This is a genomic window from Mesorhizobium waimense, from assembly GCF_003601975.1.
In the GTDB taxonomy this organism is placed as follows: domain Bacteria; phylum Pseudomonadota; class Alphaproteobacteria; order Rhizobiales; family Rhizobiaceae; genus Mesorhizobium; species Mesorhizobium waimense.
Map to the genome: position 1 here is coordinate 1 of NZ_QZWZ01000057.1, position 14736 is coordinate 14736.

At 61.4% G+C, this 14736-nt stretch carries 14 protein-coding genes; 5 read left to right on the forward strand and 9 right to left on the reverse strand.

The window, feature by feature from the left end; all coding sequences use genetic code 11:
- The first annotated feature begins 30 nt into the window (after nt 1–30).
- Together D3227_RS35160 and D3227_RS35165 are read left to right on the forward strand one after the other, a co-directional pair.
- On the forward strand, nt 31–792 hold the full coding sequence (locus tag D3227_RS35160; RefSeq protein WP_006206659.1) for a helix-turn-helix transcriptional regulator: 762 nt from the start codon (nt 31–33) through the stop codon (nt 790–792).
- 54 nt (nt 793–846) lie between these two features.
- On the forward strand, nt 847–1770 hold the full coding sequence (locus D3227_RS35165; protein ID WP_120018723.1) for a proline iminopeptidase-family hydrolase: 924 nt from the start codon (nt 847–849) through the stop codon (nt 1768–1770).
- 245 nt (nt 1771–2015) lie between these two features.
- On the opposite strand, the gene D3227_RS35170 is transcribed toward D3227_RS35165, so the two are convergent.
- The 6 genes from D3227_RS35170 to D3227_RS35195 all read right to left on the reverse strand — a co-directional run bounded on the left by D3227_RS35170 (nt 2016) and on the right by D3227_RS35195 (nt 7824).
- Nucleotides 2016–2753 (reverse strand): SDR family oxidoreductase, encoded by a 738-nt coding sequence (locus D3227_RS35170; protein ID WP_120018724.1) that lies wholly within the window; start codon nt 2751–2753, stop codon nt 2016–2018.
- Nucleotides 2750–3562, reverse strand: coding sequence for an HpcH/HpaI aldolase family protein (locus tag D3227_RS35175; protein WP_120018725.1), 813 nt, complete (start codon nt 3560–3562; stop codon nt 2750–2752). The genes D3227_RS35170 and D3227_RS35175 overlap by 4 nt, the downstream gene beginning before the upstream one ends.
- On the reverse strand, nt 3559–4530 hold the full coding sequence (locus D3227_RS35180) for a phosphoglycerate dehydrogenase (RefSeq protein ID WP_245452049.1): 972 nt from the start codon (nt 4528–4530) through the stop codon (nt 3559–3561). The genes D3227_RS35175 and D3227_RS35180 overlap by 4 nt, the downstream gene beginning before the upstream one ends.
- A gap of 12 nt (nt 4531–4542) precedes the next feature.
- Nucleotides 4543–5676: a Gfo/Idh/MocA family protein gene (locus tag D3227_RS35185; RefSeq protein ID WP_120018753.1), complete on the reverse strand. Its 1134-nt coding sequence runs from the start codon at nt 5674–5676 to the stop codon at nt 4543–4545.
- 213 nt (nt 5677–5889) lie between these two features.
- Nucleotides 5890–6960 (reverse strand): LacI family DNA-binding transcriptional regulator, encoded by a 1071-nt coding sequence (locus tag D3227_RS35190; protein WP_167480995.1) that lies wholly within the window; start codon nt 6958–6960, stop codon nt 5890–5892.
- Between the two features lie 132 nt (nt 6961–7092).
- On the reverse strand, nt 7093–7824 hold the full coding sequence (locus D3227_RS35195; RefSeq protein ID WP_120018728.1) for a Gfo/Idh/MocA family oxidoreductase: 732 nt from the start codon (nt 7822–7824) through the stop codon (nt 7093–7095).
- 84 nt (nt 7825–7908) lie between these two features.
- Between D3227_RS35195 and D3227_RS35200 the strand changes: the two genes are divergently transcribed.
- A complete protein-coding gene (locus tag D3227_RS35200) occupies nt 7909–8805 on the forward strand; it encodes a sugar ABC transporter substrate-binding protein (RefSeq protein ID WP_120018729.1) in 897 nt (298 codons plus the stop codon).
- 67 nt (nt 8806–8872) lie between these two features.
- On the opposite strand, the gene D3227_RS35205 is transcribed toward D3227_RS35200, so the two are convergent.
- Both D3227_RS35205 and iolD read right to left on the reverse strand, forming a co-directional pair.
- A complete protein-coding gene (locus D3227_RS35205) occupies nt 8873–9742 on the reverse strand; it encodes an SMP-30/gluconolactonase/LRE family protein (protein WP_120018730.1) in 870 nt (289 codons plus the stop codon).
- Between the two features lie 13 nt (nt 9743–9755).
- A complete protein-coding gene (gene iolD, locus D3227_RS35210; protein ID WP_120018731.1) occupies nt 9756–11630 on the reverse strand; it encodes a 3D-(3,5/4)-trihydroxycyclohexane-1,2-dione acylhydrolase (decyclizing) in 1875 nt (624 codons plus the stop codon).
- Nucleotides 11631–11777: 147 nt separating this feature from the next.
- On the opposite strand from iolD, the gene D3227_RS35215 reads away from it, so the two are divergent.
- Both D3227_RS35215 and D3227_RS35220 read left to right on the forward strand, forming a co-directional pair.
- On the forward strand, nt 11778–12518 hold the full coding sequence (locus tag D3227_RS35215; protein ID WP_245452051.1) for an SDR family NAD(P)-dependent oxidoreductase: 741 nt from the start codon (nt 11778–11780) through the stop codon (nt 12516–12518).
- A gap of 28 nt (nt 12519–12546) precedes the next feature.
- Nucleotides 12547–13671 (forward strand): Gfo/Idh/MocA family protein, encoded by a 1125-nt coding sequence (locus D3227_RS35220; RefSeq protein ID WP_120018733.1) that lies wholly within the window; start codon nt 12547–12549, stop codon nt 13669–13671.
- 59 nt (nt 13672–13730) lie between these two features.
- Here the strand turns inward: D3227_RS35220 and iolG are convergent, their stop codons facing one another.
- Nucleotides 13731–14735 carry an inositol 2-dehydrogenase gene (gene iolG / locus D3227_RS35225; RefSeq protein WP_120018734.1) on the reverse strand — a complete coding sequence of 335 codons (1005 nt, stop codon included), beginning with the start codon at nt 14733–14735 and terminating at the stop codon, nt 13731–13733.
- Nucleotide 14736 lies beyond the last annotated feature (1 nt).

The following is a 14736-nucleotide window of genomic DNA, read 5'->3' on the forward strand; positions in this document are numbered from 1 at the left end:
GGTCCGGGAGGGGTGTCGGCGGAAGAGCTCATGCTGGACGAAATCACCACGATCAGGCGGCGCTTCGCTCGCCATGGCACCCTGGACGGTTGCATCGACGAGGCGTTCGTAGCGATGCGCGGCCTCGGCTACGAAGCCTTGATATACGACTATACGCCCGTGCCTTACGACCTCGACGGCTCGATCATGATCCCGTCGATGCTCAAGCTGCGTAACATCGATGACGACATGTACGACTATTGGTGCGATCGCGGCTACTTCCGCATCGATCCCGTGCAACTCGTCGCCGCGCACAGTTCCAGGCCCTTCGCCTGGAACTACGACGATGGAGCCGACACGGAAATACGCGCGCTACTCAACGAGACGACGGAGCCGGTGGCGCGATATCTGCGAGAGCGCGATCTCACCCGAGGCGTGACGATCCCCATTCATATGCCGCGCGGCGGCTATGCCACGGTCACCGGGGTACGTTTCGGCGCCGGAGAAGATGTTCCGCGCGATCCCGGAAGCATCGCCCAGTTCGGCCTGCTCGCGCATGTCTTCCATGACGCGGCCTACGCCTACTACAACCGCTCGGCCCTCAGTCCGCGATTGCCGGCGCTGACCGAGCGTGAGCGCGAGTGTCTCCGCCATTCGGCACATGGGCTCTCTGCCAAGGAGATCGCGCGCGTCATCGGGCGCTCGGTTCCTACTGTCGTCATGCACCTCACGGCCGCCGCCAGGAAGCTGGGCGCTAGGAACCGAACGCAGGCCGTCGTTCGCGCCGCGCATTTCCGCCTGCTCGACAACTGACGAAGAGACCCTATTACTTTTCATAGCTGCCGCCTCGGGCAGGCTCGCCCTACGATGCCCGCCGCAACGAGGAGAGCCGCCGTGACGGAAGCGAAGGAAGGCCATGTCGCGTTTCGCGGCTCCCGCACCTGGTACCGCATCGCCGGCAACCTAGATTCGCCGAGGCTCCCCCTGGTGGTCGCCCATGGGGGACCAGGCTGCACCTACGACTATGTCGACACTTTCAAGGACATCGCGGCTCTCGATGGCCGGGCCGTGATACACTACGACCAGCTTGGAAATGGCAACTCCACTCGGCTGCCGGAGAAGGGACCAGACTTCTGGACCGTCGACCTGTTCCTTGACGAACTCGATACGCTGTTGCGGTCGCTCGGGATCGAGCATCGCTACGCCTTCCTTGGCCAGTCCTGGGGCGGCATGCTCGGCGCCGAGCATGCCGTGCGCCGGCCGGAAGGCCTCAAGGCCCTGGTGATCGCCAACTCGCCGGCCAACATGCGCACCTGGGTGTCCGAGGCCAATCGGCTGCGCCGTGAACTGCCCGCCGACGTCCAGGATACGCTCACACGGCACGAGGCCGCCGGCACGATCACCGATCCTGAATATGTAGCAGCCTCGCGCGTGTTCTACGACCGACATGTCTGCCGGGTCGTCCCATGGCCGCCGGAGGTGGCGCGAACCTTCGCCATCATGGACGAGGACAACACGGTCTACCGCAACATGAACGGCCCGACCGAATTCCACGTCATCGGCACGATGAAGGACTGGACCATCGAGGACCGGCTGCCCGACATCGCGGTACCGACACTGCTGATTTCGGGCCGCCACGACGAGGCCACGCCCGAGGTAGTTCGACCCTATGTGGAGCGCGTTCCGGGTATTCGATGGGTACTGTTCGAGCATTCGAGCCACATGCCGCATGTCGAGGAGCGGGAGCTCTGCATGCGCACTGTCTCGGACTTCCTCAAGACGCAGGACTGAGGTGCAACCGGCAAGCATTGGGACGCGGGATGCAACTTTTGCACTTCCCCGAGGTTTCCGGCGCCGCACTTGAATCAGCTGTTGAGCATGGCCTGAATCACATTCTCAGCATCCAAGTCCAACTATATGATTGGATTCGGCAATTACTGTTCCGACACCCACAACGCCGGACTTCAATGGTTTGACCATCTCAGACCTTCGCCTCGATGCCTCCTTGTAATCTGAAAGTTGCCGGAGCGTGGTTCCTACAGAAGCGTCCGACCACCATTCACTGCGAACTTCTGACCAGTGATAAAACTCGCTTTCGGCGATGCCAGAAAGGCGACCATGTGGGCTATGTCCTCGGGAGTGCCAAAATGGCCAAGGGGCGTCCGGTCGAGGTACCAGCTGCGGCTGGCCTGGGGCACGCCGGCATGGCGTTCTACCGGAATCCAGCCCGGCGCGACCAGGTTTACCGTTATTCCCTCCGGGGCGAGCTCTTTGGCCCAGGAGCGCGTCATTGACAGCATCGCTCCCTTTGCTGACGCATAGTTGCCGAAATTCGGGTTGCCGAGCTCGGCAATCTCCGAGCCGATATTGATGACCCTGCCGGACTTGCGGGCGCGCCAGTCCGGCAGCACAAGCTGGAGCAGTTCAAGCGGCGCCCTGACGAAGTACTCGAGCTGGTCGAGGTACGTCTGCCACGACTGCTCCATCAGCGGCATTTCCGGCTGCGGTCCCGTTGCATTGTTCACGATGAGATCGACCGGTCCGAGAGCGTCGCATATCTGATCCAGGCCGATACGCAGCTGGTCTCTGTCAACGACACTGAAACGTGCCGCAAATGCTTTCCCCCCACCCGCCTCGATCGTGCGCACCACCTGTGAGGCGCTTTTTTCGTCGCTGGCATAGTTGACTGCCACTGCCCAGCCATCTGCCGCCATGCAGCGGGCCATGACGGCACCCAGTCCACGCGATGCGCCGGTTATCAAAGCTACGTTCATGATCTGGGTTCCATCAAAGAAGTTTCAGTGCCCTGGCGGGTGGAAATCTCGAATGCGGATCGGAGAGAGCGAGCCCCCTCCTGCAGAAAGGCCTGGTCGCTCGACAGCAGGAAGAGGCTGGACCCCAGTGCCAGCCAGCCAGGAAGTTCAGAAAGATCCGAGACGAACATGCCCGTGCGCATTCCGGCTTCGGCAGCCTTCCGGCAGATTTCATCGACGGCTTCCAACACCTGCGGATCTTTGGGCGAAGCAGCTCCCATCGAAATGGTGAGATCAACCCGGCCGATGAACAGACAGTCCAGGCGTTCGATGCGGATGATGTCAGACAGGTTGTCGAGAGCTTCCCGGTCCTCGATCTGGGCGACTATCACCGTGTCCTCTGTGGAGCGCTCCCGGTGTTCAGCCATCGGTTTGCGTGTGTAGCCTGCCGCACGCGTTGAACCAGCGTAGCCGCGCCCACCAGGACCGAACAAGGCGCTGCGGACCAGCCGGTCGGCCTCTTCGCCGCTGCGGATGTGGGGCGCGACCACCCCGACGGCACCCAGATCGAGGCAGTTCAGCAGGCTGTCGGCCGATGCCGTGCCAGGACGGACAAGAACTGGCATACCGAGAGCACGGGCAGCGAAGATCGACCCGTCCAGGTCGCCACGATCGAAAGGTGCGTGCTCGGCATCGAGACACAGGACATCCAGCGTCGAGCTCGAAAGGACTTCAACCACAGTGCGGCTGGGCGTCTTGATCCACGTACCGATGAGCGGCGCGCCAGAACGCAGTCGCGAGCGAAACGAAGGGGCCTGATGTGCGCTCATTGGCTCCCCCGGAGGGAGTCACGGTTGACGACCGTGTCGGGCATTCGTCCTGCAAGCACCTCAAGAACGGACTGTGTTGCCGACCCAGTCATGCGCGCTATGGATTCATGGCTGATGCCACCCATATGCGCTGCACAGACCAGATTGGGGACGTCACGAAGGGTATCGGCGCCGGGTGGCTCCGTTTCGAAAACGTCGAGACACGCGCCGCCCAGCCTTCCCTCCCGCAGAGCCTCGAAAAGCGCCTTTTGATCGACTACGGGGCCGCGGGATGTATTCACCAGAATGGCCGTGGGCTTCATCCGGGCAATTGCGCTGGCATCGATGAGGTGATTGGTCTCCGCGATGAGGGGAACATGGAGGCTGACGATATCTGAACGGCTCAGAAGCTCTTCGAAACTGGCAACCTTTTCGGCGCCGGCAAGCGCGTCGACCTGGGCATCGAAAAAGCAGACTGTGACCCCAAAACCGGCAAGTCTGCGCGCCACTGCGCGCCCGATGGTGCCGGCGCCAACAAGTCCAACGGTTTTGCCCGGCAGTTCGCCGGGCGTCAGTGGGCCTACGCGCTCCCAGCGGCCGGCCTTGACCGAGTTGTCCTGCTGGGGAATCTTGCGAACGGCCGAAAGGATGAGCGCCAGCGTGTGGTCTGCCACGGTCTCGGCGTTCATGCCCGGGGTGATTGAAATTGCAATTCCCAGTTCATCAGCCATGGCGCGATCGACCGAATCGAACCCGACGCCGACCCGGGCAATTATCCGCAAATCCGGAAGCGCGCGAAGGACCTCGGCCGTGAATGGATCCGTGCTGACGATTGCAGCGGCACAACCTGCCGCCAGATGCGTCAATTCGTCCGGCGTCCGAACGCCAAGCTTCGGCGCGAGGACCAGTTCATGGCCGGCCTCCAGGAGGCGTCTGCCTGTGGTCGCGCCGGCGCGATCGAAGCCCGGCCAGCTGATGAAGATACGCATCAGACTATCCCTTCACTCGACCACGCTTCGGTAGGAGATGTTGACGCGCTGACCGAGGCTGGCGGCCCTGATCGCTGCATCGATGATTTCGGAGCAGTAGTAGCCATCGCGGAACGTTGCTCCGATCGGAGCGACCTCGTGCAACCCGGCAATCGCACCCAGAATGTGAACGGCCTCGTGGCTGAATGTGTCTACCCAACCAAGCGGATGGCCTGGCGGAAACCAGTTTGACTGGTAGGGATCAGCGCTTCGCATGACCGGAATTGTCCGGAAGGCCTTGTCGGCCCCAGCAACACGCAGCTCATTGAGACGCTGCATTGAAAACGCTATCGACCCTTTTGAGCCGTCGACTTCGATCCTGCTTGTAACCAGATGACCGCCAGCGACCCGTGACGCCTCGACGACGCCGAGCGCGCCGTTGTCATAGTCGAACAATGCTGCAAACTGGTCGTCCGTCTCGATCCGGCCGCCATCGCTTGCAGCGCCGACCTTTATTCGCGTCACGGCCTGCACGGTCGTTGGGTCAGCATCCATCAGGAAGCGTGAGAGATCAATATGATGCGCTCCGAGATCGCCGAGCGCTCCCGCACCTGCGGCCTGCCTGTCATCGCGCCAGCTTTTCTGGCGTTTTTCGTCGAGAGACGAGGAGACGAGAAACTGCGACCGGTAATGAAGGATTTCGCCGATCTCGCCGGACTGGATGATCTCGCGTGCGAGCTGCAGCGCCGGAAAAAAGCGATAGTTGTAGGCACACATATGCTTGACGCCTGACCAGTGGGCTGCATCCCACATCGCAAAGGCGTCATCTGCAGTTGGGCCAAGCGGCTTCTCGCAAAACACGTGCTTGCCGGCTCGAGCTGCAGCGATTGTCGGCTCGACATGCAGCGCATTTGGACCTGAATTGTCGAACAGCTGGATCCTGTCGTCGGCCACGATATCGCGCCAGTCAGTGACACCCTGTTCCCATCCCAGCCGATTTCTGGCTGCTTCGAGTTTTTGCGCATCGCGCCCGTAGAGCGACACCAGCCTTGGGCGTGGCACGGCCTCCGGAGCAATGAGAGGCACATCGCGGTAGCCAAGCGTATGTGACTTGCCCATGAAGGCGTAGCCGATCATGCCAATGCCAATTTCGTTCGATCCGGCCATTCCGAGGTCCTGTTTCTGCACTTTCGTCCGCTGCCAACCGATCCTGTCGAGCGTGTGATCTTAAAATATGAATAGCTATGCAAAGTCAAGCTGAAACCTGAAATGCATGAAGGATTTGCCGCTACCGGGGTGCCAGCTGCAAAGAATTGGGCAGTTCACGATGCCATGCCAGATAGAAACGAGCGAACCGGCGGAACTGGCAGACGTCCGGGGCTAGCGTGCGGTTGATTTTCGCTCGCAAAGCGTTCCGGGAACGAGGCGCAATCTACCACCGCCGGCAGTGCCCTCCTGCCAGCGCAGCTTGAGCGCGGCGATGGCTGCGTCAACCATTTCCGCTCCATTCTGGCGGACTGTGGTCAATGAATAGGACGGCCAGTTCGAAAATGTCGCATCGTCAAAGCCGGCAATCATGACGTCTTCGGGAATGCGCAGGCCGTACTCGACGCGGGCGCATTCCATTGCCCCAATGGCAGTCAGGTCGTTTGCGCAGAACACCGCGTCAGGCGGGCTCTCTCCCGCAAACAGGGTACGGGCGGCTTCATAGCCGCCCTCGTAGTGGAAATTGCCTTTTACGATCTCGACATCCTCGACACCCAGCTCTTTCAGGCGCCCGACAAATCCCTGCTCGCGATCGGTATTGGCGAGCGTTTCGTTACCGGCGATGTAGGCGAATCGCGTTCCGCCCTTCTGGAACAGGAGATTTGCAATCAGCCTGCCGCCTTCGACATTGTCGCAGCAGACGGCGGAAACCCATTTGTTCTGCTGCCGTCCGTTCAGCAGGACGATGGGAATACGCATCTGGGCGCATTCGTCAGCAGCGTCTTTGGACATTATGGAAAGCGCCGATATGATGCCGTCGACGCGATAGCGCATGATCAGGGGAATGGCTGCGTCGAAGTACTCGTTGTGATCGACGAAAAACACCAGGACCTGGTAGCCCTGCGCCTGAAACTGGCGGGTGAACTGCTCGAAGATGTTGGCGTAGTAGGGGTTGTACATTCCGCCAATGACAATGGCGATCAGCTGCGAGCGATGCGTTACCAGGATGCGTGGAAGGATGCTTGGCTGGTAGCCAAGTTCACGCGCCGCCGCGATTACTTTCTCGCGCGTCTTCTTGCTGACGCTGGCCCCGGGGGTAAAGGCACGCGATACTGCCGACTGCGACACTCCGGCCAGACGTGCCACGTCGATCGAAGACGGCTGCAGCCTGCCGCGGCCGTCCGGACCGCCAGCCGCATCTAGCAACGTCGGCTGCTTGCTGCCGTTTTCATTGTCCTGCCGCACACCCGACTCCGCTGCTGAATTGCAATGCACAAGCCGGCAGGTTAGCGACAAAGAGCGCCATCGACAATGTCACGGTCGCAGTTGTGGATACGGGGTGAACGGGTCGGGTGTAGGTCGAGGCGACGACACGTCCTATTGTCGTGCGCCCTCAACCACGCGTTCCACCAGATCGGCCCGTCGGGTCGCCGAGATATGGCCTACCGGACCATCATCCCATTCCAGCTGCAGCGACACGGTGTCGTGGTCCCCGATCTCAGCAAGGCCGGGGTCGACGTTCCTGTCCAGGCGGGCGTGAAGGTGGTCAGGCTGGCGTCCTACCAGCCAGAGGAGTTCGTCAAGGTCATGGACCACCATATCAGCAACGATACCGCCCTGATGCGCCGTGACGGTCCGATCCGGCAGGGATATGTCGCGGCTTAGCTGGAGGATATGCTCGATTTTGCCGATGTCGCCGGCGGCTATTCGGTTCCGGACTTCACGCCGCATTGGATCGAAGCGCCTGTGAAATCCGAGTATGACCGGAAGGCCGGATCTGCCCACAAGGTCAATTGCCGCCTCGATGGAGCGGCGATCACGGGCAACGGGCTTTTCACACAATGCAGGCAGACCGAGAGTGAAGGCCATCGCCAGATAGCTGACATGCGTGTCTGTCGGTGAGGCGACGACGATAGCGTCGGGCACTACCGCCCCTGCAGCCTCGCCCAGCGTGGGGAAGCAAGGTAGGCCCCAGTCTGACGGCAGACTGCCCGGTGCAAGGGTATCGACGAAGCCGGCGAGTTCCAGCGACGGATTGCGGTGAACGGCGCGGGCGTGCACTGCAGCTATTCTTCCGGTTCCCACAATGACGATCCGGTACTTGCGCATGGGTCAACTTTTCGATTGATTTTCAAGTGGCAGGCATGTAGCACAGGGACAAATGAATAGCTATGCATTTGTGGTTTTGTCGAGATGCGACCTAAGCGCCTGAAGTTCTATGCGATCACCCACGATATCCTCGGCGACGTGTTCTGGGATGTCTTCCGCAGGGGGCTTATGGACGCTGCGGAGCGATACGATGTCGATGTCGAGCACCTGAGACCTGGCAAATTTTCGCCCGAAATCCAGGCAGGCCTTATCGAGGGAGCCATGCATGCGCAGCCGGATGGCATCATCTCCACCATTCCGCGCGTGGAAGCGGTCGACGCGCCACTTCGTGCCGTCATCCAGCGGGGCATACCGGTCATAGCAATCAACGCCAGGGACCCGCGACCGCAAGGCGAACGCATTCCCTATCTGTTTTACATTGGCGGCGACGATACCAATGCCGGACGTCTGGCTGGCAACTATCTGATCGGCAAGCTTTCGCCGAAAAGCGGGATGTGCGTGGATCATTACCTGCATGACCACATCTGCCATTCCGATCGCTATCAGGGTTTCGAACAGGCTTTCGGGGCAAAGGGCTTGAGGTCAGACCGGCTGCGTGTGCCTGGCGGCGATGCGGAGGCCTGTGCGCGGGCCGTCGCAGAATATCTGACCGAAAACACCGGCGTGGACGCTGTGCTCACACTTGGTCCTCCAGGAGCACAGGCGGTTATCGACGCCCGTAAACTGGTCCCCCACGAACGTCAGTGGGCCCACATGACGTTCGATGTTGCCCAGCCGCAGATCGATGGCATCCGGTCTGGCGACATTGTCGCGACGATCGACAGCCAGCAATATCTGCAGGGATATCTTTCGGTGCAGCAGATGTGGCTGCACGTGGCCCAGGGCTTCACGATGGCTGACGACATCTACACCGGCCCGGCCATCGTCGACGCTTCCAATGTTGATGCTGCGGAAGACGGCGTAAGGCGGGGTATCCGCTAGCACCGGCTTCCGCGGGTCCGTCGCGCCGGAATGGCCGGCGGACGCCCGGTCCCATCCGGCAGACCGGTCACATCCGGCAGACCGGTTCCCGCAGACCGGTTGCACCCGGCCTGAAGATGAACAGGTTGCCGGCCTCGGTCTGGGCCCGTCTCTGTTCATCGTCGAGCAGCCGTTTGGCGGTTGTCACCGCAAGGTGGTCGAGATCGGGACCGCAGAACGCGCAGGATGTTACCTGCGTGGCTGGAAGGAGCAGTTCGTCTGCTGGACGCCCCTGCCCCCCGTAGACGGCGATCCGCCCTCCGCCGAACTTGGCGTTCCAGATGTTGCCCTCTGTGTCGGCGACCGCGCCGTCGGGTATCGATTCCAGCGCGGTGTCATCAGCAAACACCTGGCGCCCGCCAAGCTCTCGGCTGTGCGGATCGAGATTGTAGCGCCAGATCACCTTCAGATGGCTGTCGGTAAAAATGACCTCGTCCCCGGGAAGGAAGACCAGGGCGTTGGGAACGTGGATTCCGTCGAGCATCCGTCGGGTCTCGCCGGCGGGAGAGACCAAGTAGAGGCAGCCTTCCGGCCGCCTGCCGAGGGTTGACATGGACCCGATCCAGAAATTGCCCGCAGGATCCGCCTTGCCTTCGTTCAGCCGGTTCGTCGGCATGCCCACTTCAGGATGCAGAAAATATTGGTACTGCCCGCTGGCAGGACTGAAGCGGAAAAGCCCGGTCTGGGCGGCGACCAGGATTTCATCGGCGCCGAGCAGCGCCAGACCGCCGCCCAGCGCCGGCAGCGGCCAGGTACGCATCGCACGAGACAGCCAGTCGAGCTCGAAAAGCGTGCAGCGCATGATGTCTACCCAGTAGAGACGGTTCCGGCGGTGGTCCCACAACGGACACTCGCCAAGCTCCATCTGTACCGGCAGCACTTCGATCAGCTGGGACATCGATTCCCTCCGGTCAGACCAGCGTCTTCTGCCTGGCGCGACCGGTCTCGTAGCGCCTGCGCGCCTCGCGGACCCGTTCCAGGCCGGAAACTTCAGCGACGCCGACCTCCCACCACAGATCGGCCCCGATCGAACCGCCCCGTTTCTCGGCCTTCACCACGATCACGGCGGGACCGTCGACTGTCCTGGCCTGAGCGAGCGCTTCCGCAAGGCCGTCTGGATCGGAAGCGGAAAACACCGCGCAGCCCATCGATCGCGCGTTTGCGGCGTAGTCGACGTCGAGATAGTCGCCGTCTGGCTGGCGCCCCTCGGCCGAGCGGCGGCGGAATTCATTGCCGAAGTTGTCTGCGCCTGTGCTGGCCTGCTGAAGCGCCCTGATGCACTGGAATCCCCAGTTCTCGATGACCACTGTGACCAGGCGGGCACCCTCCTGGACCGCTGTCACCAGTTCGGTCGGCCCCATGAGATAGGTGCCGTCTCCGATCACAACGAACACAGTGCCCTTGTTTTCCCGTGCGATTGCAACACCCAGCCCGGCCGGTATCTCGTGACCCATGCACGAAAAGCCGAATTCGATGAAGCATTCGCTGCCGGCCGAATTATCCCAGGCCTTCATGATCTCGCCTGGTGGCGTACCGGCGGCGGCAATCACCACATCACCCTTCACGGCCGCCTGGTTGACCATGGCGATGATCGTTCCCTGCTTGAGAGGCGCTCCCTGCTCGTGCGAAATGGATGTGCGATAGTCTTCCAGCCATGTATCGACCACGCCACGAACCTCGTTTCGGAAGCTGTGAGTGGTTGCATAGCCTCTGCCCGCCAGCGCCTCGCCAAGCGCTGCAAGGGCGAGTTTGGCATCAGCGACAACGGGCTCTGCACCGATCTTGTAGGCATCCTGTGCGTTGACGTTGAGTGAGAGGTAGCGGGTCTCGCTGTTGAAATGCGACCGGGATGCCGTGGTAAAATCCGTGAGGCGTGTGCCTATTGCAATCACCAGATCGGCCTTTTCGCCAACCCGCGCCGCCGCCCCCGTTCCCGTCGTGCCGCCGCCTCCCAGAAGCAGCGATGCACCCTGCGAAACGCCTTTGCCGGCGAAGGTTTCCATGACAGGGATGCCGAAACGGTTGCAGAAAGCCACAAGCTCGGCTTCGGCCGCGGCATACCGGACTCCCCCACCGGCAATGATCAGCGGCCGACTGGAGTGCGCCATCAGATCCGCGGCACGAGCAATCTCGTCTGCATTCGGACATGCCCGGCGCACACGCCATACGCGCCTGTCGAAGAAACCTGCCGGACAGGAAAACGCCTCGCCCTGGACATCCTGCGGAAGTGAAATGGTGACGGCGCCCGTATTTGCCGGGTCGACAAGGATGCGCATGGCCTCCGGCAATGCTGTCAGCAGTTGTTCAGGGCGCGAGATCCGGTCGAAGAACCGGGACAGCGGCCGGAATGCATCGTTGACCGACAGATCAGCTTCGAGTGGATGTTCGAGAAGCTGAAGGACCGTCCCGGGCCTGCGGTGCGCGAAGATGTCAGAAGGCAGCAGCAGCACCGGGATCCGGTTGATCGTGGCCGTCGCCGCCCCTGTGAGCATGTTGGTCGAGCCTGGACCGATCGAGGCTGAGCAGGCAAGCGTGGCGCGCCTGTTTTTTGCCTTGGCATAGCCCATGGCGGTGTGAACCATCGATTGCTCGTTCTTCGCCTGGTAGAAGGGCAGATCGTCGCCATACTCTTCAAGGGCCTCACCCATGCCGGCGACGTTGCCGTGTCCGAAGATCCCAAACATGCCGCCAATCAGACGTTCCTGCAGTCCGTCATAGTCTGAATATTGCGACTTGAGGAAACGGACGACCGCCTGCGCAGCGGTGAGTGAGACTGTCTGAGCCATTTTTCTGTGTTCCTGAATCTTGACTAGCTATGCATTTTGGGTTCTGAGTGAGGCTGTGCTGTCGTTCTGGGGAGCCAGATGATCGCTTCTAAGGCAAAAAACGGCGCAAGAGAAGATGAAAATTGAAAAGCTATGCAAAGCGGCCCCATGAAGCGCTTCGACGGCAAGGTCGTGATGGTTACCGGCGCATCGACGGGCATCGGGCTGGAGACCATACGCAGGATCCAGCGTGAAGGCGGCCAGGTGGCCGCGGCGCACAGGCGTGACCCGTCATCGGTAGATGTGGACGGCGCTTTTTCGGTCTACCTCGACGTCACATCATCCGATGCGTGGGAACAGGCCGTCCACGCAGTAGTGGAGCGCTTCGGCCATCTGGACGTTCTGGTGAACAACGCAGGGGCACGCGCAAGCGGAGGCGTCGAGGAGACGAGTCTCGAACTCTGGCATGAAATGATCGACACCAATCTGACGAGCGTTTTCCTTGGTTGCCGCGCAGCGGTTCCCCGGTTGAGAACCGCAGGTGGTGGCGCCATCGTCAATGTCGGTTCGATCACCGGCATCCGCGGTACCGAGAACATGATCGCCTACAGCGCATCGAAGAGCGGGATAACCACCCTAACGGCGTCGCTGGCGCTTGACCTGGCACGTGACAGGATCCGCGTGAACGCGATCTGTCCGGCGGCCATCGGCACGCGCATGGTGACGTCCTGGCTGGGAGCGGCGCAAGATCCTGATGCGGCCACCCAGGCAGTTGTGTCGAAACATCCTATCGGCCGGGTCGGCAGGCCCGAGGAAGTGGCTTCGGTGGTCGCCTTCCTCGCAAGCGACGACGCAAGCTTCATGACCGGCCTCGCCATCCCCGTCGACGGCGGGCGTTCCATCCGATGAACTTCAGAGCAGACCCAGGAGACCAAACGTGAAAAGCTTGAAATTCGGTATTGTAGGATCCGGCTATATGGCCAAGACCCACAGCCTGGCGCTGCGGAACATCGAAGGCTTCCTCTGGCCGAACATGCCGCGGATCGAGATGGTTCGCCTGGCCGACATCGATGCACGTCTTGCGGAGGAAAGTGCACGCCGGTGGGGATGGGCAGAAGCAACGACAGACTGGAAGCAGATTACCCGCGCCGACGACATAGACGTCGTGGTCATCATTACGCCCAATGACAGCCATGAGGAGATCGCCAGCGACGCCTTCGCCAATGGAAAACATGTCTTCTGCGAAAAGCCACTCGCCAGTTCGGCTGCCTCTGCAAAACGGATGGCAGAGGCTGCCAGCAGGTCAGGCAAAGTCAACATGGTGAATTTCGTCTACCGCTGCTGGCCGGCGGTGCAATTTGCCAGGAAGCTGGTGGAGAGCGGCGAACTCGGCGAATTGCGTCACTTCGAAGGCCACTTCTTCCAGGACTATGCCAACGCCCCGGAGCTGCCCTACGCTTGGCGGTTCGACAGCGCCCGAGCCGGCGCCGGCGCTGGAGGCGATCTCGGATCTCACATTTCCGATATTGCCGTGGCGCTGGTCGGTCCCATTGCCCGCGTTGCGGCATCCTCGCGAACGTATTTTCCGCTGCGGGCTGAAGGAGCGGCCATGCGGAATGTCACTGTCGACGACATGATGACCACACTGGTGGAATTCAGGTCGGGGGCAACGGGGTCGATTCATTCATGCTGGGCCGCAACCGGGCACAAGAGCGACCTCGCCTTCACGCTGATCGGCTCCAAGGGGGCGCTGTCGTTCAGTTGGGAGCGCAACAATGAAATCCATCTATACACCGAGGCCGAGCAAAAGGATCGAAGCGGCTTCCGTCGCATCATGATCGGCGGCATCCATCCCGAAGCGGAGCCATTCTGGTATGCGCAAGGGCAAGGTCTCGGCTATGGCGAAGCATTCGTGATCACGGCCCGACGTCTTATTGAGGCAATCCAGAAGAACGACACTTCAGCGTCGCCGAGTTTTGCCGAAGCGGCTCATATCAACGCGGTCATAGAAGCGACCGTGAAAGCCGCTGCAACGCGCCAGTGGCAGGAGGTGGAGGGTTGATAGCCCTCGCCTCTTCTGGATGGTTCGGCGCGGCGCTTTCCACGCAAAGGTCGTGGGGTTCAGGAGAGCTTAATCGCAAGTCCCGACCTCATGGACTCTTCAGCTGCCTCGGCAATCTCGAGCGCTCTCAGACCGTCTGCGGCACCAGGCGACATGGCGCCTCCTTCCTCCAGGCGGTTCACGAAATAGTCGAGCTCCCGCCGATAGGCGTCCGCGTAACGTTCGAGAAAGAAGGGCTGCGGCCTGTCGGATGACCCGCCGTCGGCGTTCCAGGCAGTGACCGGGGTAGACAAAACATTGCCGAGCTGGAGCATACCGCCCGCTCCATGAATCTCCGCGCGCTGATCATAGCCATAGGCAGATCGCAAGGAATTGTTGATCGAAACGAGCGTCCCCGAAGGCATCGTCAGGGTAACCATGACGGTGTCGACATGTCCGGCCGCAGCGATCCGCGGGTCCGTGCGCGCCGCACCGACGGCATAGACACTATCCGGTTCCTCGCCGGTCAGCCATCGCGCCATGTCAATGTCATGAATGGTGGTTTCGCGAAGGATGCCGCCTGAAGCCACGATGTAGTCGATCGGCGGCGGACGGGGATCGCGGCTGGTGAGCAGCACCAGTTCCGGGGCTCCTGCCTTGCCCTCGCGCAGTCGCGAGGCCAGCGACGCGAAGCCCGGGTCGAAGCGTCGGTTGAACGCCAGCAGGAACGGTGTGCCCGCCACTTCGACCGCGGCAACCAGCGAACGAACGGTGTCGAGATCACGCGCCAGTGGCTTCTCGCAGAAGACGGCCTTGCCGCGAGCCAACGCCTGGTCAATCAGTTCGGGGTGCGTAGAGGCGGCGCTGGCAATGACGATAGCGTCGACGGCAGGATCGTCGAACACGTCGGTTGCCGAGCGCACGTGCGACTGAAATGTTTCCGCGAGGGCGCGGGCACCTTCGATATTCGGATCAACGATTGCGGCGAGCACCGCACGAGGATGCGTGGCAATGTTGGCGGCGTGAATCGAGCCCATCCGTCCGGCGCCGAAAAGTGCCAGTTGCAGCCGCTTACGTCCTGGCATG